Below are 23,340 nucleotides of genomic sequence, written 5' to 3' on the forward strand. Positions count from 1 at the left end.
TAAAGGAGAAAGATGATGATGCGCGCCCTGTTGTTCCTTGTTTCCCTGCTGGCGACCAGCGCCCAGGCAGCGAATTCGCTGATGATTTGGCCTATCGATCCCAGCATCAACCCGGATGAAAAAGCCAGCGAGCTGTGGCTGGAGAATCGCGGCAACGCCACCACGCTGATGCAGATACGCATCTTTAGCTGGCAGCAGGTCGGCGGCAAAGAGCAGTACGCCACGCAGCAGAGCGTCGTTGCCAGCCCGCCGCTGGTGCGCATTGAGCCTGGGCAAAAGCAGCTGGTGCGCCTGATTAAACAGACGCCGCCTGCCGCGGGCCAGGAGCTGGCGTACCGCGTAGTGCTCGACGAGATCCCGACGCCGCGCACGCCGGGCGAAAACCAGGCGGGCCTTAATTTTCAGATGCGCTACTCGGTACCGCTGTTTGTCTATGGCGACGGGCTGACGCGCGATGCGGCGAAGCCGGCGCTGAGCTGGCGGCAGGTCAGCGAGGGCGGAAAGTCCTGGCTGCTGCTCACCAACCGGGGCAGTGGCCACGCGCGCCTTAGCAACGTCACCCTCGGCGGACGCAAACTGGGCGACGGCCTGTTCGGCTACGTGCTGGCGCACAGCGAAAACCGCTGGCCGCTGAAAAATGCAGTCAGCGGCCAGCTGACGGCGGATACCAATGCCGGTGAATGGCGCAGCGCGTCCAGCCGCTAAATGCAGAGGACTCTTCACCCCTGCGCGCTGGCGGTGGCCAGCGTCTGCGCCTGCCTGACGCCTGCCGCCGCGCTGGCGGAGACTTTTTCGTCTCTGCCGCCACCGCCGTCGCTGGAGAGCAGCGGCGAACAGCAGCGCTATATGCTGGAACTGGTGGTCAATCAGCGCGAAAACGGCGCTATCGTGCCGGTAGAGCGACGCGAGGGCCGCTTGCTGGTGCGCGCGGGCGATTTGCAGCGCGCCGGCATCCCGGCCGAAAAGCTGCCGGACCCGCAGCTGGTCGACGTCAGCCGCTGGAATGAGGTAAAAGCGGACTACGACGATCGGCGTCAGCGCCTGCTGTTAACGGTGCCGCCCGCGTGGCTGCCGGGCCAGGTGATCGGCGAAGCGCAAAACGGGCCGCGCTACCCTGGCCGCACCTCCACCGGGGCGCTGTTTAATTACGACCTCTACGCCACGCGCACCACCAAAGCTGGCACGCGGCTGTCAGCCTGGAACGAACTGCGCCTCTTCGGTTCTGCAGGCCAGTTTTCCAGCAACGGCGTCTGGCAGCAGCAGATGGAAGGCCGCGCTCCCGCGCAGGAGGACGGCTATATCCGCTACGACACCTGGTGGAGCAACGAGGATGAGAACAATGTGATTAGCTGGCGCGTCGGCGATCTCACTACCGATGCGCTGAGCTGGAGCAACAGCGTGCGTCTCGGCGGGATACAGGTCGGCCGCGATTTTAGCGTGCGGCCCGATCTCGTAACCTATCCGCTGCCGGCGTTTTCCGGCCAGGCGGCGGTGCCCTCTACCGTCGATCTCTTTATCAACGGCTATCAGTCCAGCCAGGCGAACGTGCAGCCTGGCCCCTGGTCGCTAACCAACGTGCCCTTTGTCAACGGCGCAGGCGATGCGGTTATTACCACCACCGACGCGGTGGGACGCCGGGTAACGACGACGCTGCCGTTCTATGTTTCCAGCTCGCTGCTGAAAGCGGGCCTGAGCGACTACTCTTTTTCCGCCGGCGCGTTCCGCAACAACTACGGCATTAAGAACGTTGATTACGGCAATGCGGCGGCCAGCGGCTCGCTGCGCTACGGCGCGACCGACTGGCTGACGCTGGAAACCCATGCTGAAGGCGGCGACGCTCTGGCGATGGGCGGCGCGGGCGCGATGTTTCGCATCGGCAGCCTGGGCGTGCTGAACGGCGCGCTGGCGCAGAGCCAGATGAACGGCGCGGCCGGAACACAGTACAGCTGGGGCTACCAGTACAACAACAGCTGGTTCAGCATCGGCACGCAGCATACGTTGCGCAGTCGCGAATTCGGCAATCTGGCGCTGCTCAGCAGCCGTACCGGCAACGGCAACACCAGCAATACTACTTACAGCCTGGCGCGTCGCAGCGCCCAGTACAACGCCAGCGTGTCGCTGAGCCAGTACGGCAGCCTCGGCGCGGCCTATATCGATATCAGCGGCGGCGACGGCCAGCACACGCGGCTGCTCAACCTTTCGTGGAGCAAAACGCTGTGGGGCAACGCCAGCCTCTATCTCTCCGCCAGTCGTGACCAGCAGCAGGGCGCCTGGAGCGGCGCGATGTCGCTGGTGATCCCGTTCGGCGAACACGGCAGCGCCTCGGTCAGCATGGAGCGCGACCAGCAGGGCGAAAACAATCAGCGCCTCTACCTGTCGCGCTCAATGCCAAGCGACGGCGGCTTCGCCTGGGACGCCTCCTGGGCTAATCAGGGCGGCGACAGCGGCGATTATCGCCAGGCGAGCCTGCGCTGGCGTAATAATAAAATTGACACCTCCGCAGGCTTCTATGGCGACGACGGCTACAGCACCCAGTGGGCGGATCTCACCGGCTCGCTGGTGCTGATGGACAGCCAGGTATTTGCCGCCAACGGTATCAACGACGCCTTTGTGGTGGTGAAAACCAGCTATCCCGACGTCAATGTGCGCTATGAAAATCAGTCGATGGGGCGCACTGACCGCAACGGCTACCTGCTGGTGCCTTCGGTCAGCAGTTATTATCCGGCGAAGTACGATATCGATACGCTCGATCTGCCCGCCGATATGACGACGCCGAAGGTCGAACAGCGTTTCGCGGTAAAACGACAGAGCGGCTACCTGCTGCATTTTCCGGTAGAGAAGCTGCGCTCCGCCAGCGTGATCCTGCAAGATGCGGACGGCCAGCCGCTGCCGGTCTCCAGCCAGGTGCTGCGCGAGGGACAGGCGACCGAGTATGTCGGCTGGGACGGCATCGCCTGGCTGGAAAACCTGCGCGCCAGCAATCCGCTTCGCGTCGCCACGCCGGACGGCCGCACCTGTAGCGCCGAGCTGACTATCGCCAGCGGCCAGCCGCAGGCGCTGAAAACCTATGGCCCGATCACCTGCCCGCTGCCGCCGCGACCGGCGGGCGCGCCGACTCCCGGCCCCGATAACGCCACCTCAGGGATTACCCCATGAAAAAAATGCTGCTGCTGACGCTGCTGATGCTTTTCCCGATACTGTCGCGCGCCGCCTGTACTCTGCCCAGCTCGACCGCCAGCTTTGGCTCGGTCTCCACCTTCGTGGTGAACAGTACGGCAGAGGCGACCTCAACCAACGCCAACGTTAACTGCGGAGCCGGCTCGTCGCTTTCTCTGCTGGGCAATAACCAGATCACCTTTCAGCTTACCGGCGCCACCAACGTCAGCGGCACGCGCGGCACCCTTAAGCGCAGCGGCGATACCGGTACGGATAATATTCCCGTCCAGCTCTGCGTCGACAGCACCTGCGCAACTGAGCTGACTATCGGCGGTGCTGCCCATGTTTTCAGCCAGTCGGTGCTGGCGAATCTCGCCGGGCTGCTGGGCAGCCTTAACTTCGCTATTCCAGTCTATCTGCGTACCGTACCGGGTCAGACGGTCGCCGCCGGCACCTATACCGTTACGCTTAACGTGGCAGTAACCTATAACGTCTGCACCAGCATCGGCGTCGGCAATATCTGCCTGTCGCCGCAGAGCGGCAGCGGCGTGATCCCTATCACCGTCACCATGGTCGTCACCAATGACTGCACCACCATTACCGCGCCCAATATCAGCTTTGGCAGCGCGCCGCTGGTCGGCAGTTTTTCCGCCGTCTCGCAGACGATTAACGTGGTATGCAGCAAAGGCAGCACCTACACGGTGGGATTAAGCAACGGCAGCTACGTCAACGGTACGCAGCGCCAGATGGCGAGCGGCGCTAACCGTTTGAGCTATGAGATTTACAAGGGGACCAGCAGCAACCGCTGGGGGCCGAGCGGCACCGAGCGCTACAGCAGCACCAGCGCCACCAGCGTCAGTACGGATGGACTGACGCGCGGCTATAACTATACCGCGCGCATACTTACCACGCAGACCACGCCGCCCGCAGGAAACTACACGGACAGCGTGGTGGTGGATGTGTCGTTTTAGATTGAGGCGCCAGCGGCAGTAGTGGTGCTGCGGCGCGCGCGATACTGTTTGACCATGCGGCCAATCAGCAGCGTGCCGATCAGACCGCAAACGGCGGCGAAAGTGAGCCATACGCCGGGCATCGCTTTATCGCCGGTGGCGTGGATCAGATAGCTGGAGATAGCGGGCGTAAAGCCGCCGAACAGCGCGGTCGCCAGGCTATAGGCGAGCGAGAAGCCGGAGGCACGCACTTCAGCAGGCATAATCTCCGCCAGATAGACCACCATCGCACCGTTGTAGCTGGCGTAGAGGAACGAGAGCCACAGCTCAGCTTCCATCAGATGGGCAAAGGTCGGCGATCCCACCAGCCAGTGCAGCACCGGCCAGGTAGTGACGATCATCAGCAGCGTAAAGGCAATCAACAGCGGTCGGCGGCCGATACGGTCCGACAGCGCGCCCATCACCGGCAGCCAGAACAGATTAGAGATGCCGACGCACAGCGTAACCAGAAAGCTCTCTTTGTCGCTCATCATCAGTACGGTTTTGCCGAAGGTAGGCGTAAAGGCGGTGATCATATAGAACATCACGGTGGTGGTGACCACCATCAGCATCCCCGCCAGCACCAGCGCCCAGTTGCTCGCCAGCGAGCGCATAATCTCCCGCATGCTGGGATGATGTTTGCGCTGGCTAAAGGCTTCGGTCTCTTCCAGCATACGGCGGATCCAGAACAGAAACGGCACGATCATACAGCCGATAAAGAAAGGAATACGCCAGCCCCAGTCCGTTACCGCCTCTTTTGCCAGCAGGTGGTTAAGCAGCAGGCCGAGCAGCGCGGCGAAAATCACCGCAATCTGCTGACTGCCTGACTGCCAGCTAACGAAAAAGCCCTTACGCCCTTTCGGCGCGACCTCCGCCAGATAGACAGAGACGCCGCCCAGCTCTACCCCGGCAGAGAATCCCTGTAGCAGACGGCCCAGCAGGATGAGGATCGGCGCGGCGGCACCCAGCGTAGCGTAGCCCGGCACCACTGCGATGGTGAGCGTGCCTATCGCCATCAGCCCCAGCGTTAACAGCAGCCCTTTACGCCGCCCGTGATGGTCGATATAGGCGCCAAGCACGATGGCGCCCAGCGGCCGCATTAAGAAGCCAGCGCCGAAGGTCATCAGGGTTAACATCAGGGAGGCGAATGGATCGTCGCCGGGGAAGAAGGTTTTCGATATGGCGGTGGCGTAGTAGCCAAACACCATAAAGTCATACATTTCAAGGAAGTTACCGCTGGTAACGTTAAAGATGGTTCGGGCGCTGCCCTGAGGCTTTTGTAAAGGCGAAGTGTGGCTCATAGTGGCTTCCTGCGTTTTTTTCCCCTTTTAGCCTGCCTGAGCCGGGAATAATGTGACCTGCCTCACCATTGCACTTTACAATCATGAAACCAAAAGTAACAAATAATTAACCTCGCAATTATACAGCATAATTCACCATTAAACGCCGCGGTATCCCTTTCTCCTCACTGCCGGGCTGGCCCTCGCGGCTTCAAACAAAAAGGGCAGCCGCCTGGCTGCCCTTTTCAATTTTTAGACGCGTGCCCGCTTATTTCGCGGCGGTTTCCATGCCCATCAGGCCAATCTTGAGATACCCCGCGGCGCGCAGCTTATCCATCACGCTCATCAGGGTTTCATAATCCACCGACTTGTCAGCCTGGAAGAAGATGGTGGTCTCTTTATTGCCTTCAGTCTGGCTGTTCAGCGCGTTGACCAGCGTTTCCGGCGTAACCTGATCGTTGCCGATAAAGAGCTGCTTGTCGGCCTTGATCGACAGGTAGACCGGCTTCTCCGGCCGCGGCTGCGGCGCGCTGGTCGAGGCGGGCAGATTAACGCGAACATCCACGGTCGCCAGCGGCGCGGCCACCATAAAGATGATCAGCAGAACCAGCATAACGTCGATAAACGGCGTTACGTTGATTTCATGCATTTCGCCATCGCTTTCCAGGTCGTCGTTTAATCGCATCGCCATGACTTAACCTACGCGTAATTTCTGAGCGGTCGGACGGGCGTCAGCGCTTTTCGCGTTAAGGTTGCCCAGGTCGATATCACGGCTCTGCAACAGCAGGATCTGCGCAGCCACGTCGCCCAGCGACGCTTTATAGCCCGCAATCATGCGTGCAAAGACGTTGTAGATCACCACCGCAGGGATCGCCGCGACCAGACCGATGGCGGTCGCCAGCAGCGCTTCGGCAATGCCGGGAGCGACGACCGCCAGGTTGGTGGTCTGCGTCTGCGCAATGCCGATAAAGCTGTTCATAATGCCCCACACCGTACCAAACAGGCCGATAAAGGGTGCGACGGAACCGATAGTGGCGAGGAAGCCGTTACCGCGTCCGGCGTGGCGGCTGAAGGCGGCGACGCGGCGCTCAAGGCGGAAGCTGGTGCGCTCTTTGATACCGTCGGTATCCTCAGCGCCCGCAGAGAGTTCAATCTCGTTTTGCGCGTCATTAAGCAGGACGGCGCTGTGGCTGTGGCTTTTGAACTGCGCGGCAACACGGGCGGCGTCGCCTAAGTTACGGGCTTCGCCCAGCGCCAGCTGCTCGCTTTTTAATCGGCGTTTTGCCGCGCTAAGCTCGGCATACTTTCCAAAAAAAATCGCCCAGGTCACGACCGACGCCAGCAACAGGCCGATCATTACCACTTTTACCACGATATCAGCATGTTGATACATGCCCCAAACAGAGAGATCCGTTTGCATCAAGTCACTGGCTACCACGCTGCGTCTCCAACTTCATATGCAGGAATAATGGATAAGCGCGAATAATAGCAAAAAACGAGCGAATTGATAGTAGTTCTCATTACTATTTACAAACCTCAGCCCGGTTTTACCCGATCGTTACTGCTTTTTTATGACGCTTTTCAGGCCAATTTCAGAAATGTGATTTCCTGTATAATTTTATTAAAACATCGTTTCAAAATGTGAGCTTGTTCATTCAATTCACATTGCCGCATTTTCAGACAGCTCTTTTTGCCTATTCTGGCAACACGCGGGCCGCCTCCTCTGCCGCGCAATACCTGTGCCCTCCTCTACCTGCCTGGAGAAAATAATGAGAATGAATAAATGGATCCTTGCCGCTTCCGTCTCCGCTGCGCTTGCTCTGAGCGCGACGTCGGCGTCGGCGAAGGTATTAAAAGTGGCGGAGGTTCAGCCCGCCGGCTACCCCACCGTCGTGGCGCTGCAGCATATGGGCGACAAGCTGAAACAGGCCACCAGCGGACGCCTGGAGATGAAAGTCTATGCGGGCGGGGTGCTGGGCGATGAAGATCAAACGCTGCAGCAGGTGCAGCTCGGCGCGATCGATATGATCCGCGTCTCGCTGGCGCCGGTCACCACCATCGCGCCCGAAACCAGCGTGCTGACGCTGCCCTACGTCTTTCGCGACGTCGAGCATATGCATAAGGTGCTGGACGGCGAGGTCGGCAAACAGATCGTCGACAAGTTCGACGCCGATGCCAACGCGCGTATGGTGTTCCTCGGCTGGACCGACGCGGGCGAGCGCAACATGATCACCAAAAAACCGCTCAGCAAACCAGAGGATCTTAAAGGGATGAAGATCCGCGTGCAGAACAGCGCCATTTCGCTGGCGACGCTGAAGGCGATGGGAGCGAACCCGGTGGCGATGGGGGTCAGCGAAGTATTTAGCGCCATGCAGACCGGCGTGGTGGACGGTACGGAGAACAATCCGCCCACCTTCGTCGCGCATAACTACCTGCCGGTAGCGAAGTTCTACACCCTGACCGGCCACTTTATCCAACCGGAGATGATCCTCTTCTCAAAAACCTCATGGGCGCGCCTGTCGCCGGAGGATCAGACGCTGCTGAAGAAGCTTGGCAAAGAGGCGCAAGATGAGGAGCGCCAGCTGTGGGCAACCTACACCCAACAGTCGATCGAGAAGATGAAAGCGGGCGGCGTCACCTTTCAGGAGACCGACCGGGACTACTTTATGAAAGCCACGCAGCCGGTTCGCGATCGGTTTGGCGGCGCATACAGCGAACTGATGAAGCAAATAGCCGACGTTAAATAACCCCTCACCGCCGCGCATTCGACGCGGCGTTATTCAGGTAACGCATATGACCCGATACTCTCGTCTGATGGATGGGCTCTATCTGCTGTGCATGGGCATCGCCGCCGTCGCGCTGCTGGTGATGGTGACGGTGATCCCCATCGGCATTTTCGCCCGCTATGTATTAAACGGCGCGCTGGCGTGGCCCGAGCCGGTCGCCATTGTCTGCATGATTATTTTTACCTTTATCGGCGCGCCGGTGGGTTTCCGCGCCGGTACGCATATCTGCGTCTCGATGGTGACGGATCGCCTGCCGCCCACCGCGCAGCGGCTGATGCTGCGCCTGTGCGATCTGCTGATGGTCGCGACCTGCCTGGTGATCTTTCAGGCGAGCTATAACCTCTGCCTGGCGATGTGGATCCAGCCGCTCGCCTCGCTGCCAGCGGTGACCTACGGCGAGATGTATTTGCCGATCCCCATCGGCGCGCTGTTTACCCTGTTGTTCGTGATTGAGCGGCTGCTGAACGGCGATCAAAGCCAGCGGCCAGTGGTGGTTTTAGGCGGCACCCATTAAGGAGCGACCATGGACGCATTGATGTTGATCGGCAGCCTGGTTGTGCTGCTGCTGTTGGGCTTTCCCGTCGCCTTCGCTGTGGGCCTCAGCGCCTTTATCGGCGCATGGTGGATCGATCTGCCGCTGGAGGCGGTGGTGATTCAGATCACCAACGGCGTTAATAAGTTTTCGCTGCTCACCATTCCCTTCTTTATTCTGGCGGGCGCGATTATGGCGGAAGGCGGCATTGCGCGACGGCTGGTTAATTTCGCCTATATCTTTGTCGGCTTTATTCGCGGCGGGCTGTCGCTGGTGAATATTGTCGCCTCAACCTTTTTCGGCGCGATTTCCGGCTCGTCGGTGGCGGATACCGCCTCGATTGGTTCGGTGATGATTCCGCAAATGGAGCAGAAGGGGTATCCGCGCGACTTTGCCGCGGCGGTCACCGCCAGCGGCTCGGTGCAGGCGGTGCTGACGCCACCCAGTCATAACTCGGTGATCTATTCGCTGGCGACCGGCGGCGTGGTGACCATCTCCTCCCTGTTCGTCGCCGGCATCTTTCCAGGCCTGCTGCTGGGTTTCTGCCTGATGGTGATGTGCCTCGCTTTCGCGCGCAAGCGGGGATACCCCAAGGGGGAACGCATTCCGTTTCGCCAGGCGGTGAAGATCTTCTTTGACGCCTTCTGGGGCCTCTTTACCATCGTGATCATCCTGGGCGGCATCCTGTCCGGCATCTTTACCGCGTCGGAATCGGCCGCTATCGCCTGTCTCTGGGCCTTTTTCGTCACCATGTTTATTTACCGCGACTTTAAGTGGACCCAGCTGCATATCCTGCTGTTCCGCACCATCAAGACGGTGACTATCGTGATGGTGCTGATCGCTTTTGCGGCGGGCTTCGGCGCGGTGATGACCTTTATGCAGCTGCCGACCATTATCACCGACGCCTTTACCAGCCTGTCGGATAACAAATACGTCATTCTGATGTGCATCAACCTGCTGCTGCTGGTTATCGGCACGCTGATGGATATGGCGCCGATTATCCTTATCCTGACGCCAGTGCTGCTGCCGGTGGCGACCACGCTGGGCATCGATCCGGTGCACTTCGGCATGATCATGATGACCAACCTCGGCATCGGGCTGATTACTCCGCCGGTGGGGACGGTGCTGTTTGTCGCCAGCGCGGTAAGCAAGCAGAAGATTGAGCAGGTGGTAGGCGCAATGCTGCCTTTCTACGTCATGTTGTTTCTGGTGCTGATGCTGATCACCTATATTCCCGCCCTCTCGCTGTGGCTGCCACATTTGATGGGAGTGATGTAACGCGCTGAAAGGCGTGGCGGCCCGGCCTTCTCACGCGCCGCGCCGCCGCGCGCTTTCCGCTGTCGGACAGGTTCTGAATATCAGGATTTGGGGTCAACCCTGAACGGCAATTCGTGGTAACGTGAAGGCTTTGTAGCAGGCGGCAGAGCAGACACGAATGACGACCAAAAAAATAGATACCACCTTAGTCAGCGCGGGACGCAGCAAACGTTACACTCAGGGCGCGGTCAACAGCGTAATCCAGCGCGCCTCTTCCCTGGTTTTTGACACCGTCGCCGATAAGAAACGCGCCACGGCGGGACGCGCTACCGGGGAACTCTTTTATGGCCGTCGCGGCACCCTGACCCACTTCTCGCTGCAGGAAGCGATGACCGAGCTGGAAGGCGGCGCGGGCTGCGTGCTCTACCCCTGCGGCGCGGCAGCGGTGGCGAACGCCATTCTCTCTTTTGTTGACGCGGGCGATCACGTGCTGATGTGCGGCGCGGTCTATGAGCCGACGCAGGACTTCTGCACCAAAATCCTCAGCAAACTTGGCGTTACCACTACCTTCTACGACCACACTATCGGCAGCGAAATCGGCGCGCTGGTGCGTGCGGAGACGCGCGTGGTGTTCCTGGAGTCACCCGCCTCTGTCACCATGGAAGTACAGGATATTCCGGCGATTGTCGCAGCGGTGCGCGCAAAGGCGCCTGACGCGGTGATCATGATGGATAATACCTGGGCGGCGGGCTTTTTCTTCAACGCGCTGGCGCATGGCGTGGATATTTCAATTCAGGCGGGTACCAAATATCTGATTGGCCACAGCGACGCGATGATCGGCACCGCGGTGGCGAACGCGCGCTGCTGGGAACAGCTGCGCGAGAACTCCTACCTGATGGGCCAGACGGTGGACGCCGACAGCGCCTATATGGCGAGCCGCGGCCTGCGCACCCTCGCTACGCGCCTGCGTCAGCATGAGGCGAGCGCGCTGCAGGTGGCGGAGTGGCTGACGACGCGTCCGGAAGTGGCGCGCGTCAACCATCCGGCGCTGCCGCAGAGCAAAGGCCACGCCTTCTGGAAACGCGATTTCAGCGGCAGCAGCGGCCTGTTTTCGTTCGTGCTGCATGAAAAACTCAGCGACGAAAAACTGGCGCAATACCTCGATCGCTTCCACCATTTCAGCATGGCCTATTCATGGGGCGGTTACGAGTCGCTTATTCTGGCGAACCAGCCGGAAGAGCTGGCGGCAATCCGACCGGCGGGCGGCGTAGACTTTGACGGAACCCTGGTGCGTCTGCATATTGGTCTGGAACACGTTGAAGACCTGATTGATGATTTAACGGCAGGCTTTAACCGCCTGACGCAGTAATAACTTAAACATAACCTCAACCACAGAATGGCGACCGGCCGCAGATCAAATCTCTTTACCGGATTGCCGCTAAAATAGATTCCTTGTGACTCGATGGGATAGCAGATGAGTGTTTTACACGAGATTGTTCACGCGCTCTGGCATCAGGATTTTGCCGCGCTGGCCGATCCAAATGTGGTTTGGGTAGTTTATGGCGTCATGTTTCTGACGCTGTTTCTGGAAAATGGCCTGCTTCCCGCCTCTTTTTTGCCGGGTGACAGTTTGCTGCTGCTGGCGGGCGCGATGGTTGCCAAAGGGGTGATGGATTTTTTCCCGACCATGGTGATCCTGACCACCGCTGCCAGCCTCGGCTGCTGGCTCAGCTATTTACAGGGACGCTGGCTCGGCAATACGCGCCTGGTAAAAAGCTGGCTGATGCATCTGCCGGCGCAATATCATCAGCGCGCGTGGCAGCTGTTTAACCGACACGGCCTGATGGCGCTGCTGGTAGGACGCTTTCTGGCGTTCGTCCGCACCATTCTGCCTACCATGGCGGGCATCTCCGGCCTGCAGAACGGCCGGTTTCAGCTCTTTAACTGGCTCAGCGGGCTGCTGTGGGTGGCGATTGTCGTGACGTTTGGCTACGGCATCAGCCAGGTGCCCTTTATCAAACGCCATGAAGATCAGGTAATGGCGATCCTGATGGTGCTGCCGGTGGTTCTGCTGTTTGTTGGCCTGGCAGGCAGCATTGTGGTGATCTGGAAAAAACGTCGACAGAAACAGGCGTGATCGCGCTGCGTCAGGCCTGCGGCTCCGCCACTGTCTGACGCACGCGGCTCACTTCCTCGCCCGGCGTCACGCCGAAATAGCGCTTAAACTCCCGTGAAAATTGCGATGGGCTTTCGTAGCCCACGCGTACTGCCGCCGCGCTCGCTTTTAACCCGTCATGCAACATCAGCAGCCGCGCCTGATGCAGCCGGTAGCGCTTCAGATACTGCAGCGGCGAGGTTTGCGTTACCGCCTTGAAGTTATGGTGAAACGCCGAGACGCTCATATTCACTTCCGCCGCCAGCGCATCGACGCTGAGGTTATCCGCATAGTGGTTTTCAATACGGCGCAGCGCGCGGGCGATCTGGCTGAACTGGGTGTGACGGCTCACCAGCGACAGCAGCGCGCCGCCCGTCGGCCCGGTCAGAACGTAATAGATAATCTCGCGCACGATTTGCGGCCCCAGCACGCGCGCGTCGCGCGGATTTGCCATCACGTCCAGCAGGCGCTCCGCCGCGCAGAGCATCGGTTCGGTCAGCGAGGCTGAGTGAATGCCCGAGGTCTGCGGCTGTGGCTGAAAATCTTCATCGTCGCCTATCTCAATCAGCAGATCCTGCAGGCTGGCGGTATCGACCGTCAGGCACATCCCCGCGACAGGCTCCTCCGGCGACGCCCAGGTTTCGCATTCCACCGGCAGCGGCACCGTCAGCATCAGATATTTGGTGGCGTCGTAGGTAAAAACGGTGCTGCCGAGATAACCGGTTTTGCTGCCCTGAAACAGAATAACGATACCGGGCTGATACATCACCGGCGTGCGCGGCTGATAATGATTTAGGTAAATCAGGTTAACGTTTTCCACCGGGCAAAGGCGGTTGCGTCCATGGGTCATTAGGGTCACAACCTGGTTTGCCAGGTGCTGACACAGAGCTTCGTGCGCCATGCATTTCTCTCGCAGGGTAAAGAAACCAGTCTGCCAGGCTGCTGCGAAATTCGCCACTGAAATGGAGAAACAGGCAAGACTTCCGCAGGATCAGGCAGGGCGGGAAACGGAATTGCCGACCACAATAAAAACAGGGTCAGGTTTGTTGACTAGACTTAAGCCTCACAGGTTCACTGCAACAGAAAGGAGCACTTATGGCAGATCAACCGATTATCAAACTGCACGACGGCAATATGATGCCGCAGCTGGGGCTTGGCGTGTGGCAGGCGAGCAATGAAGACGCCCACCGCGCTGTGCTTAAGGCGCTGGAGGTCGGCTACCGCTCGATCGACACCGCCGCCGCCTACAAAAACGAAGAGGCGATCGGCCGGGCGTTACAGGATACCGATGTGCCGCGCGAGGATATTTTCGTTACCACCAAGCTGTGGAATGACGATCAGCAGAATGTGCAGCAGGCGATGGAAACCAGCCTGAAAAAACTGCAGCTGGAGCAGGTTGATCTCTATCTGATGCACTGGCCGTGTCCGGAGAAAGATCACTACGTTGACGCCTGGAAAGCGATGATTGAACTGCAGCAGCAAGGGCTGACCAAAAGCATCGGCGTCTGTAACTTCCATGAAGCGCACCTGAAACGCCTGCTGGACGAGACTGGCGTTTCGCCGGTAGTGAACCAGATCGAGCTGCACCCGATGCTGCAGCAGCGCACGCTGCACGCCTGGAACGCCATGCATCAAATCCAGACCGAGTCATGGAGCCCGCTGGCGCAGGGTGGTGAAGGCGTTTTCGATCAGGACATTATTCGTCAGCTGGCGAAGAAATATGGCAAAACCCCGGCGCAGATCGTGATCCGCTGGCACCTCGACAGCGGGCTGGTAGTGATCCCGAAATCGGTAACGCCTGAGCGTATCGCCGAAAACTTCGCGGTATTTGATTTCCGCCTGGAGAAGACCGAACTGAGCGAAATCACGAAGCTGGACAGCGGCAAACGTCTGGGGCCAGATCCAGAAACCTTCAACGGCTAACCACTACGCGCGCTGTCCTGACAGGCAGCGCGCCCTTCCCTGCTTTACGCCGTCGGCTGCACCAGCAGCTGCCCCGCGGTGCCGAGATCGGCCAGCTCCAGCGTCTGGCTGTAGTAGACAAAGGGGAAATGATCGGACGAGCTTTGCGGGAAACTCACCAGCAGCTCAACCTCGCCATCTACCCAGACGGTATCTTTCCAGCCGCGATCTTCGCCCATCGGCTGCGCGCCGTTAACGCTCTTAATCAGGAACATCGCGCCCTGAATATGTATCGCCTGCGGCCGATCGGCGCGCAGGATCCAGCGCTCAAAGGTTCCCTGCTGCACAGTGGTATCAATGCGGTTCATATCCCATCGCGCGCCGTTGATGCCCGGCATATCGTCGCCGATGCGGAATTCGCGCGTGCGCGTCGCCATGCCGTCGAGGATCTGATCCGCCAGCAGGCGCATCGGCAGATTATCGGTCACCAGCGGCAGCAGGCCGGTCGGACGCAGCGTCAGCACCAGCGTATTGGTCAGAATGGAAGAAGGTTCGAACAGCCCGCGCAGCCGGTCCATAATGCCTGCAGCGGTGCCTGCGGTAATTGATACCTCATCGCCCTGCGACATATCCACCAGCACTTCACGACGCTCGCCCGGCGCCAGCGAAAGCTGCTGCACCGCCACCGGCGCGGGCAGAAAGCCCTGATCGCTGGCAATAACGGTAAAGGGCCGGTTATCGCTCAGCGCCATCTGATAGCGGCGCGAGTTGGAGGCGTTAAGCAGGCGCAGGCGCACCCAGCCGCGCGAAACCTCGACGAAAGGGTTTTGCACGCCGTTGACCAGCAGGACGTCGCCGAGGAAGCCGCCATCATGCGGCGGATCATAGGTAGGCGTGCCGAAGTTATCGAGGCGCTTGTCCTGAATAATCAGCGGGAAGTCATCCACGCCGTAGTGACGCGGCAGCGGCAGCTGCTTGCTCACCTCATCCTCAATCAGCCACATGCCCGCCAGCCCGTTATAGATATGCGGCGCCATGCGGTTCGGCGTGCTGGCGTGGTACCAGCAGGTAGCAGCGTTCTGGCGGATCGGCAGCACCGGCGCCCAGTCGACGCCAGCGGACATCATGCGCGGCGCGCCGCCCATTAGCGCGCCCGGCACCTGCAGGCCGCTGACGGTCATCGCCACCGGCTCGTTAAGACGGTTGCTGTAAATCAGCTTGACGTCGTCGCCGTTGTAAACGCGCACCGTCGGGCCGAGGTAGAGGCCGTTTACGCCCCATACCGGCACTTTGTTATTATCGCCGCGGAAGGACCAGTGGCTGCGCATCAGCGTCAGAAAGAGCGGCTGACCGCGGCGCGATTCGATAAGCGGAGGAACCGGCAGCGGCGTATCGCCGCCGGGCGCGGAGGCGGCGCGCGCCGCTGAAGGCAAGAGACCTGCGCTAAGCGCCGCGCCAGCAGAAAGCTGGATAAACTGTCGTCTGCTGAAAGACATAGAACGTCAAACCCTTTACGCGTGGCGCCTGCGCGCCAGTCGATTGTTATTCTTGATTTATTGCTGTGTTGCGTCGCGGCGGGCAGAGCGCGCCGCGTGCATCCATGCAGGTGCCGGCGAGACGCAGGCCGGTCAGAGTTTACCGCTTTTTTCGCGCGCCTCGACTTCGGCGTTAAGCGCTTCCAGTTTTTCCATCATCACTTCTCGACAATGGGTGGCCAGCTTGCGCACTGACTGCGTGGTGTAGCCGCTGGTATCGATAGGCGGCAGCATCTCGACGATCACCAGGCCGTTATTCAGGCGGTTAAGCTTGATCTTGCCGTGGGTGTTGGAAACCACCACCGGGATCACCGGCACGCCTGCCGCCACGGCCGCATGGAACGCGCCGGTTTTAAAAGGTAGCAGACCGCGGCCACGACTGCGCGTGCCCTCTGGGAACATCCAGAACGAGATGCGCTTCTTTTTAAACTGATCGACCAGCTGGCCGATGGTGCTGTGCGCCTTAGTGCGGTTATCCCGGTCGATCAGCAGGTTGCCGGTCAGCCAGTAGAGCAGGCCGAAGAACGGCACCCACAGCAGGCTTTTTTTGCCTACCGTAACCGTCGTCGGCTGCACAATCTTTGCCGCCGTAATCATGTCAAAGTTGTTCTGGTGGTTGGCAATATAGATGGCATTGCCGTAGTTTTCCGCGCCGGCGGGTTTACGCAGCTCGACCTTAACGCCGAACACGCCGGAAAGACGACCGAACAGGTGGCCAAAGGTAGCGACGTGGCGCGGGTTACGCGGCGAAAACAGGCACCAGATGCAGCCGAAAACACAGACCAGAATCGAGTAGATCACCACAAAAATAGTACGCAGTACGAGTAACATAAATCCCTCATTATGGCGCGGCGGAGCAAAGCGTCCGCCGCGTTGCTCAGGCTTCGCCGTCTTCGCTGACGGCACGCGCTGGGGTATCCAGCTCTACCTTGTCGATACGCTGCAGGCCGCGCGGCAGCAGCGTGCCGCGGCGTCCGCGGTCGGCGCGGAATTTTTGCAGCTCCTCGCTGCGCAGCACCAGCTTACGCTTGCCCACGTAGAGCGTGACGGCGCTGCCCGGCGGCAGAATCAGCAGCCATGCCAGTTTGTCGTTGCCCGCCGCGGCGTCCGCCGCAGGAATAGAGATAATCTTGTTGCCCTTGCCTTTCGACATCTGCGGCAGCTCGCCGACCGGGAACATCAGCATACGTCCCGCCTGGGTAATCGCCAGCAGCATGTCATCTTCATGATGCACCGCCATCGGCGTCATCACGCGCGCGTTGTCCGGCAGCGTCAGCAGCGCTTTACCGGCGCGATTGCGCGAGACCAGATCGGCGAAGGTGCAGATAAAGCCGTAGCCCGCATCAGACGCCATCAGCAGCTTCTGCTCTTCCGCTTCCATCAACACCTGCTCCACCACCGCGCCCGGCGGCGGCGTCAGCTTGCCGGTCAGCGGCTCGCCCTGCCCGCGCGCCGACGGCAGCGAGGTAGGATCGAGCGTATAGCTGCGTCCGGTGGAGTCGATAAAGGCGACCGGCTGGTTGCTCTTGCCGCGCGCCGAAGCCAGATAGCTGTCACCCGCTTTATAGCTCAGGCCTGACGGGTCGATATCATGGCCTTTGGCGCTGCGCACCCAGCCCATCTGTGAGAGCACGATGGTGACCGGCTCGGACGGCACCAACTCGTTCTCGCTCAGCGCTTTGGCCTCTTCGCGTTCATTCAGCGGCGAACGGCGGTCGTCGCCGTAGGCGGCGGCGTCGGTCTGCAGCTCTTTCTTCAGCAGGGTATTCATCTTGCGCTCAGAGGCGAGGATCGCCTGAATCTGATCGCGCTCTTTTTCCAGCTCGCTCTGCTCGCCGCGAATCTTCATCTCTTCCAGCTTCGCCAGGTGGCGCAGCTTCAGCTCAAGGATCGCTTCCGCCTGGGTTTCGCTGATGCCGAAGCGCGACATCAGCACCGGCTTAGGCTCATCCTCGCTGCGGATGATATGGATCACCTCGTCGATATTGAGGAAAGCAACCAGCAAGCCCTCAAGAATATGCAGACGACGCAGCACGCGCTCAAGGCGGTGGTTAAGACGGCGCTTGACGGTATCGCGACGGAATACCAGCCATTCCGACAGGATTTCCAGCAGGTTTTTTACCGCCGGACGGTTGTCGAGGCCGATCATATTGAGGTTAACGCGATAGCTCTTTTCAAGATCGGTGGTGGCGAACAGGTGATGCATAACCTGATCGAGATCCACGCGATTTGAACGCGGCACAATCACCAGCCGCGTCGGGTTTTCGTGATCCGATTCATCGCGCAGATCCTCTACCATCGGCAGCTTTTTATTGCGCATCTGCGCAGCGATCTGCTCCAGCACGCGCGCGCCGGAAACCTGATGCGGCAGCGCGGTGATCACGACTTCGCCGTCCTCTTTTTTCCAGACGGCGCGCTGGCGGATGGAGCCGCGGCCGTTCTGGTAAATTTTACGGATTTCGTCGCGCGGCGTAATGATCTCCGCTTCGGTGGGGTAATCCGGCCCCTGCACGATATCCAGCAGCGCGTCGAGGCTGGTGTTCGGCTTATCAATCAGGGCGATCGCCGCCTGCGCCACTTCGCGCAGGTTGTGCGGCGGGATGTCGGTCGCCATGCCGACGGCGATGCCGGTGGTGCCGTTCAGCAGGATATTCGGCAGCCGCGCGGGCAGCATTTTCGGTTCCTGCATCGTGCCGTCGAAATTGGGCACGAAATCCACGGTGCCCTGGCCCAGCTCGCCGAGCAGTACTTCCGCATATTTTGAGAGGCGTGACTCGGTGTAACGCATCGCCGCGAAGGATTTCGGATCGTCAGGCGCGCCCCAGTTGCCCTGGCCATCCACCAGCGGATAGCGATAGGAGAACGGCTGCGCCATCAGCACCATCGCTTCATAACAGGCGCTGTCGCCGTGTGGATGATATTTACCCAGCACGTCGCCCACGGTACGCGCTGATTTCTTGAATTTGGCGCTGGCGCTCAGACCGAGTTCCGACATGGCGTAAACGATACGGCGCTGTACCGGCTTAAGACCGTCGCCGATATAAGGCAAGGCGCGGTCCATAATCACGTACATCGAGTAGTTCAGATACGCGTTTTCGGTAAATTTGTGCAGGGCAAGACGCTCTGCCCCATCCTGTGTCATTTCGCTCATTAAGCTGGCATCCTCACTTCGTGGCCCGCAACGGCGAGTCATCCGGCGGTCATTTGGCGAGAATAGTACCTTATTCGCAGGATTTAGTCACAGGGAAGCCGTTGGGGATGATGAGAATCGTCTGGCAATAAATAACGTGACATTGGCTGGAAAAATAAAACGGATTGGGAGCGCCATCACAATTATTTCCTGAATTATTGTGTGAGCAAACTCGCATTTAATTCCCTTCCGCCTGGCGTATTAATTCTGTCCGCCTCCAGAGACAACATTTAGTATTGTTGCTGCCGCCCTCCTTTTCTAAATTGATACTCCATAAGAGACGACTTTTTTAGCGACGGCTTGCTGGCACCAGAATAAACAGAACGAGGAATAATCCCGAGACGTTTTACCAAAATAAAGGGTGACCGAATGCAAATACTGACTTCGCGACAACACCGGTTAATGAAATTGCTTTTGCACTACTTATTTATCGAGCTATCGTTTCCTCCTACCTTGTGGTGGAGGAGCGTGGCGTTCAGATATTGCTACATAATCATTTTTCACCGCTGAGCCGGTTAAAGTCATCTGCAAATTAATCGATCTTTCCTTCGATTCTATTCAGCAAGAATTAGCGCACGACCGTTTATTATTTGACGTCTTAGTCGTACATATAAAGCCTTTATTAAACCGGATCAAATACCATATTTATATTCGCAACCTACTGCTGGACGCTATTAAGCAGGAGATGGAAAAGATATTTTCCCTGACGCAGTAGACCGCACAAACATTTGCCCTTTCGCCGGAGGCCGACAATGAAATGGGTTATCTGTGAGTCTATTTCCAGGCGGCGCTGGAGCGGAAAATTGCCCACAAAGTCAGTACGGCCAGAGGATTTAAGGCCAACTGCATACCGGGATCTCGCCGATGATTGCGCTGATCGTTGCGGCCATGAGTTACTCGATTGCCGATCGTCTGGCTGCAGTTGAAAGTCCTACCCCGTAGGAGTAAAATCCAACCATCAGCGAAAGGGATGAGTTCAGACATGGAATACTATGAGTTCGTTGAAACGTCGATCTTTACGAGAGAGCTGAAGTCTCTTCTGTCAGATGATGAATACAAAGAGTTTCAGGCATTCCTCATCGAAAACCCGGAAGCCGGGAATCTGATCGTAGGCACTGGCGGCTGTCGTAAAGTTCGATGGTCAAGACAGGGAACAGGTAAGAGTTCTGGGGTCCGGGCTATATATTACTTCTACAATTCGGCTGGAAGGCTCTACATGTTGCTCATCTATCCGAAAAGTGAGAAAGACAGTTTAACCGCTTCTGAGAAAGCACAGCTTAAAGCCGTTATCGCTGGCTTCCAGGGCGACGAGGAGTAAGACAATGCGTAAAGAGCTTTTTGATGATCTGATGGCCTCCGCAAAAGAGGCTGTAGAAATACATCAGGGTAAACGTGAGCCAGCGCGTGTGACCCGCTTCGAGCTGCCTGATGTTAAAGCTATACGTGCGAGCACTCACATGAAGCAGGATGATTTTGCTTCGGTTATGGGTGTTAGCTCGGCGTTAGTTCAGGCGTGGGAACAGGGCCGTAGAAGCCCGTCAGGTTTGGCTCTAAAAATACTAAGAGTGATAGAACGTAAGCCTGAATTCATTCAGGAACTGCGTGAAGCTTAAGCCTTCCAAAAGCCCCTTACGGGACTTACTGATTGGTGCGCTCAGGTAAGGGGCTGCTCCATCCGTAGCGGCGTCGCAATAAACCACGCCGCTACGGTAGGGATATGTCGTGCGCGCTGTTACTTCATCACGCCCAGCCACTGCTGTGCGATCTGCGCATATTCGCCGGTGGCGGTGCTGAGATGCAGCCACTGATCGACATACAGCTTCCAGCTCATATCATCACGCGGGATCATGTAAGCCTTCTCGCCGTACTGCATCGGCTGCTGCGGATTAATGGCGCACAGCGACGGATAGTGCTGCTGCTGGAACAGCGCTTCGGAGGCGTCGGTGATCATTACGTCAGCTTTCTTATCCACCAGCTGCTGGAAAATGGTGGTATTTTCCGCCAGCTGCAGGCTGGCCTGCGGCAGATGCCTGTGTACAAAGGCTTCGTTGGTGCCGCCAGCCGGTTCTATCACCCGTACCTCCGGCTTGTTGATTTGCTCAACCCGCTGATACTTCGCTTTATCGGCGCAGCGCACCAGCGGGATTTTGCCATCAACGCCGAGCGGCTGGGCAAACCAGGCGGTCTGCTGGCGCTTGAGCGTCACCGACACGCCGCCCAGCGCGATATCGCACTGCTTCTCTTTGAAATCCTGCGACAGGGTTTTCCAGGTGGTCGGCACCCAGCTGATTTTCGCGTCAAGGCTGGCGGCCAGCGACTGCGCCATGGCGATATCCAGCCCCTCATACTGGCCATCCGGGCGCAGATAAGTGTAGGGCTTGTAGTCGCCGGTGGTGCAGACCTTCAGGGTTTTGCTGGCGAGGATTTGATCCAGACGGGAGTCCGCCTGCGCAATGCCGCTGGCCAGCAGCAGCGCGCTGAAAAGATATTTACGCATTGTTGTTCTTCTGTATGGCGTGATGAGTGTGGACAGAGTGTGTCATAACCCGCCCGATTATTGCTTCCAGCGCAAAAGTCTTGTGATCCGAATCCCATTTTTCCGCCGCCGCTGAGCGCGTAAAGTAGCCGTCTATTGCAACACAGATGAGATTATCGAATGAGCAACATTCTTATTATCGACGGCGGTAAAACCTTCGCTCACTCCAAAGGCGAGCTGAACCACACCCTGACCGAGGTAGCGGCCAGCCAGCTGCGCGACCTGGGGCATCAGGTCAGCGTCACTGTTGCCGACAGCGACTACGTGATCGCGGAAGAAGTACAAAAGTATCGCGACAGCGACGTGGTTATTTACCAGATGCCGGGCTGGTGGATGGGCGAGCCCTGGACGGTAAAACGCTATATCGACGAAATCTTTACCGAAGGCCACGGCGTGCTCTACGCCAGCGATGGTCGCTCGCGCGCCGACGCCAGCAAAAAATATGGTTCAGGTGGTCTGCTGCAGGGCAAAAAATATATGCTGTCGCTCACCTGGAACGCGCCGCTGGAAGCCTTTACCGATCCGGATCAGTTCTTTGAAGGCGTCGGCGTCGACGGTCTCTATCTGCACTTCCATAAAGCGAACCAGTTCCTGGGAATGGAGGCGCTGCCGACCTTTATCTGCAATGACGTTATCAAGATGCCGGACGTGCCGCGCGATATCGCACGTTATCGGACACATCTCAGCGAGATCTTTGCTTAACTGAAAGCGGGCCCGTAAACAGGAGACGTAAATGCTAACGGTAGTTGCCGAGATTTGTATTAAACCAGGGCATCGTAATAAGGTGCTGGAGGCGATCTCTTCGCTTATCCCAATGGTGCTGGCTGAAGAGGGCTGCCATCAGTATGACGCGCTGGTCGATCACCAGGCGCAGGTGCCGTGGAAGCATAATTCGCCCGACTCCATTTTTATGCTGGAGCAGTGGGAGTCGCTGCGCCACCTGGAGCAGCATCAGCAGATGCCGCATATGGAAGCGCATCGCGAAAAGATCAAAGATGACGTGCTGGACGTGAAGATTCTGGTGCTGGAGCCTACGGCCTGATTTAACGCGCTGACACGCGCCGCGCGCCTCCGGGCCCGCGGCTTTTTTTTGTCAGAAACGCGCCTGCGAAGCGATCTCCTCATGGAGAAAGTCAAGAAAGCAGGTGATGCGCGACGCCAGCTCCGCGTTGCGGTAGTAAACGGCATGCACCGGCAGCCTGATGTCGTGCGTATGCTGCACCAGCACCTCTTTTAACCGGCCCTCGGCGAGATCCTGATGGCTGACGAAGTCAGATATGCGTGCAATGCCCTGGCCCGCCAGGGTGAGCTGACGGATGATTTCGCCGCTGGATGCAGCGATAGTCGGCTGAATGCGCAGCAGCTCGCCTTCGCGCTGCCAGACGGGCCAGACGTTGTGCATCTCCAGCTGGCTGAAGCCGATAAGCTGATGTTGTGCCAGCGCCTCGACGCTCTGCGGCTCGCCATATTTCTGTAGATAGTCCGGGCTGGCCAGCAGCCGCACCTTACTGCTGCCGAGCATCCGGGCGCGCATGGTCGAATCCCGCAGCTCGCCGATGCGAATGGCGATATCGGTCTGCTGCTCCAGCAGATCGATAACGATATCGTCGGTATTGAGTTCCAGCTGGATCAGTGGATAGCGCTGCCGGAACGCGCCGATCAGCGGCACGATAACGTGCTGCATAAAAGGGGCTGCAGCGTTGATGCGCAGGCGGCCTGACGGCGTTTCTCGCCGTCGGGCGATCTGCTCTTCCGCCTGCTCGACGGAGAGCAGTATCTGACGCGCGTGGGTAAGGAAAAGCTGGCCCTCTTCGGTTAAGGCCAGCCGCCGCGTGGTGCGGTGCAGCAGGGTGCTGTTGAGTTTAGCTTCGAGGCGGCTCAGGGCGCGGCTCACGCCTGAACTGGTTTGATCCAGCAGCTCCGCCGCCGAGGTGATTGAACCGCAGTCCGCCACCGCCACCAGCACGCGCAGCTCTTCCAGCGTGACTTTCATCATCTACTCCGTTGCGCGGCGGACGCGCT

General features: G+C 58.8%; 23 protein-coding genes. 14 read left to right on the forward strand and 9 right to left on the reverse strand.

From position 1 onward, the window contains the following. Window positions 1-12 precede the first annotated feature (12 nt). Genes B3797_RS01515 through B3797_RS01525 form a run of 3 tightly spaced genes read left to right on the forward strand, consistent with a single transcriptional unit; the run spans window position 13 to window position 4,127 of the window. On the forward strand, window positions 13-705 hold the full coding sequence (locus tag B3797_RS01515) for a molecular chaperone (protein ID WP_311790198.1): 693 nt from the start codon (window positions 13-15) through the stop codon (window positions 703-705). Next, window positions 706-3,156, forward strand: a complete 2,451-nt coding sequence (locus tag B3797_RS01520) for a fimbria/pilus outer membrane usher protein (RefSeq protein ID WP_311790199.1) — start codon at window positions 706-708, stop codon at window positions 3,154-3,156. It begins immediately after the preceding gene. Beyond that, window positions 3,153-4,127, forward strand: coding sequence for a spore coat U domain-containing protein (locus tag B3797_RS01525; RefSeq protein ID WP_311790200.1), 975 nt, complete (start codon window positions 3,153-3,155; stop codon window positions 4,125-4,127). The genes B3797_RS01520 and B3797_RS01525 overlap by 4 nt, the downstream gene beginning before the upstream one ends. On the opposite strand, the gene B3797_RS01530 is transcribed toward B3797_RS01525, so the two are convergent. The 3 genes from B3797_RS01530 to exbB all read right to left on the reverse strand — a co-directional run bounded on the left by B3797_RS01530 (window position 4,124) and on the right by exbB (window position 6,845). Further along, window positions 4,124-5,446 (reverse strand): MFS transporter, encoded by a 1,323-nt coding sequence (locus B3797_RS01530; protein WP_311783806.1) that lies wholly within the window; start codon window positions 5,444-5,446, stop codon window positions 4,124-4,126. The two genes, B3797_RS01525 and B3797_RS01530, sit on opposite strands and share 4 nt — an antisense overlap. A gap of 247 nt (window positions 5,447-5,693) precedes the next feature. Continuing rightward, window positions 5,694-6,116 carry a TonB system transport protein ExbD gene (gene exbD / locus B3797_RS01535; RefSeq protein ID WP_311783805.1) on the reverse strand — a complete coding sequence of 141 codons (423 nt, stop codon included), beginning with the start codon at window positions 6,114-6,116 and terminating at the stop codon, window positions 5,694-5,696. 3 nt (window positions 6,117-6,119) lie between these two features. Further along, entirely contained in the window at window positions 6,120-6,845 is a 726-nt protein-coding gene (gene exbB, locus B3797_RS01540) for a tol-pal system-associated acyl-CoA thioesterase (RefSeq protein ID WP_311783960.1), read from the reverse strand. A gap of 349 nt (window positions 6,846-7,194) precedes the next feature. On the opposite strand from exbB, the gene B3797_RS01545 reads away from it, so the two are divergent. The 5 genes from B3797_RS01545 to B3797_RS01565 all read left to right on the forward strand — a co-directional run bounded on the left by B3797_RS01545 (window position 7,195) and on the right by B3797_RS01565 (window position 12,137). After that, window positions 7,195-8,172 (forward strand): TRAP transporter substrate-binding protein, encoded by a 978-nt coding sequence (locus tag B3797_RS01545; RefSeq protein ID WP_311783804.1) that lies wholly within the window; start codon window positions 7,195-7,197, stop codon window positions 8,170-8,172. Window positions 8,173-8,218: 46 nt separating this feature from the next. Next, a complete protein-coding gene (locus B3797_RS01550; RefSeq protein ID WP_126690317.1) occupies window positions 8,219-8,725 on the forward strand; it encodes a TRAP transporter small permease in 507 nt (168 codons plus the stop codon). A 9-nt stretch (window positions 8,726-8,734) separates the two neighbouring features. Further along, window positions 8,735-10,021, forward strand: coding sequence for a TRAP transporter large permease (locus B3797_RS01555; RefSeq protein ID WP_311790201.1), 1,287 nt, complete (start codon window positions 8,735-8,737; stop codon window positions 10,019-10,021). 157 nt (window positions 10,022-10,178) lie between these two features. Further along, a complete protein-coding gene (gene metC, locus B3797_RS01560) occupies window positions 10,179-11,369 on the forward strand; it encodes a cystathionine beta-lyase (protein ID WP_311790202.1) in 1,191 nt (396 codons plus the stop codon). Window positions 11,370-11,474: 105 nt separating this feature from the next. Beyond that, complete coding sequence (locus tag B3797_RS01565) at window positions 11,475-12,137, forward strand: DedA family protein (RefSeq protein WP_311783800.1); 663 nt, start codon at window positions 11,475-11,477, stop codon at window positions 12,135-12,137. 10 nt (window positions 12,138-12,147) lie between these two features. Here B3797_RS01565 and B3797_RS01570 read toward each other — a convergent pair whose 3' ends face one another. Then, window positions 12,148-13,056 carry an AraC family transcriptional regulator gene (locus tag B3797_RS01570; RefSeq protein WP_311790203.1) on the reverse strand — a complete coding sequence of 303 codons (909 nt, stop codon included), beginning with the start codon at window positions 13,054-13,056 and terminating at the stop codon, window positions 12,148-12,150. A 194-nt stretch (window positions 13,057-13,250) separates the two neighbouring features. On the opposite strand from B3797_RS01570, the gene dkgA reads away from it, so the two are divergent. Next, window positions 13,251-14,078 (forward strand): 2,5-didehydrogluconate reductase DkgA, encoded by an 828-nt coding sequence (gene dkgA, locus B3797_RS01575; protein ID WP_311783799.1) that lies wholly within the window; start codon window positions 13,251-13,253, stop codon window positions 14,076-14,078. Window positions 14,079-14,122: 44 nt separating this feature from the next. Here the strand turns inward: dkgA and ftsP are convergent, their stop codons facing one another. The 3 genes from ftsP to parC all read right to left on the reverse strand — a co-directional run bounded on the left by ftsP (window position 14,123) and on the right by parC (window position 18,743). Continuing rightward, window positions 14,123-15,553: a cell division protein FtsP gene (ftsP, locus tag B3797_RS01580; protein WP_311790204.1), complete on the reverse strand. Its 1,431-nt coding sequence runs from the start codon at window positions 15,551-15,553 to the stop codon at window positions 14,123-14,125. A gap of 132 nt (window positions 15,554-15,685) precedes the next feature. Further along, the gene (locus B3797_RS01585; protein WP_120454763.1) at window positions 15,686-16,423 is read right to left on the reverse strand and encodes a 1-acylglycerol-3-phosphate O-acyltransferase; all 738 of its coding nucleotides are present in this window, start codon (window positions 16,421-16,423) and stop codon (window positions 15,686-15,688) included. Window positions 16,424-16,469: 46 nt separating this feature from the next. Beyond that, window positions 16,470-18,743: a DNA topoisomerase IV subunit A gene (parC, locus tag B3797_RS01590; protein WP_311783797.1), complete on the reverse strand. Its 2,274-nt coding sequence runs from the start codon at window positions 18,741-18,743 to the stop codon at window positions 16,470-16,472. Between the two features lie 595 nt (window positions 18,744-19,338). On the opposite strand from parC, the gene B3797_RS01595 reads away from it, so the two are divergent. From B3797_RS01595 to nadS, 3 genes are all read left to right on the forward strand, one after another. After that, window positions 19,339-19,497 (forward strand): PRD domain-containing protein, encoded by a 159-nt coding sequence (locus tag B3797_RS01595; protein WP_311790271.1) that lies wholly within the window; start codon window positions 19,339-19,341, stop codon window positions 19,495-19,497. A 267-nt stretch (window positions 19,498-19,764) separates the two neighbouring features. Further along, on the forward strand, window positions 19,765-20,100 hold the full coding sequence (locus B3797_RS01600; RefSeq protein WP_311783796.1) for a type II toxin-antitoxin system RelE/ParE family toxin: 336 nt from the start codon (window positions 19,765-19,767) through the stop codon (window positions 20,098-20,100). A 4-nt stretch (window positions 20,101-20,104) separates the two neighbouring features. Next, entirely contained in the window at window positions 20,105-20,395 is a 291-nt protein-coding gene (gene nadS, locus B3797_RS01605) for a NadS family protein (RefSeq protein ID WP_311783795.1), read from the forward strand. Window positions 20,396-20,514: 119 nt separating this feature from the next. Here nadS and B3797_RS01610 read toward each other — a convergent pair whose 3' ends face one another. Continuing rightward, on the reverse strand, window positions 20,515-21,279 hold the full coding sequence (locus B3797_RS01610; protein ID WP_311783794.1) for a transporter substrate-binding domain-containing protein: 765 nt from the start codon (window positions 21,277-21,279) through the stop codon (window positions 20,515-20,517). A gap of 159 nt (window positions 21,280-21,438) precedes the next feature. Between B3797_RS01610 and B3797_RS01615 the strand changes: the two genes are divergently transcribed. Continuing rightward, on the forward strand, window positions 21,439-22,020 hold the full coding sequence (locus tag B3797_RS01615) for an NAD(P)H-dependent oxidoreductase (protein WP_120454772.1): 582 nt from the start codon (window positions 21,439-21,441) through the stop codon (window positions 22,018-22,020). 31 nt (window positions 22,021-22,051) lie between these two features. Then, window positions 22,052-22,360, forward strand: coding sequence for a putative quinol monooxygenase (locus tag B3797_RS01620; RefSeq protein WP_120454774.1), 309 nt, complete (start codon window positions 22,052-22,054; stop codon window positions 22,358-22,360). A 51-nt stretch (window positions 22,361-22,411) separates the two neighbouring features. Here the strand turns inward: B3797_RS01620 and B3797_RS01625 are convergent, their stop codons facing one another. Then, window positions 22,412-23,311, reverse strand: a complete 900-nt coding sequence (locus B3797_RS01625; RefSeq protein WP_311783958.1) for a LysR substrate-binding domain-containing protein — start codon at window positions 23,309-23,311, stop codon at window positions 22,412-22,414. Window positions 23,312-23,340 lie beyond the last annotated feature (29 nt).

It is taken from the genome of Pantoea sp. UBA5923 (assembly GCF_002431095.1).
GTDB classification, from domain to species: domain Bacteria; phylum Pseudomonadota; class Gammaproteobacteria; order Enterobacterales; family Enterobacteriaceae; genus Pantoea; species Pantoea piersonii.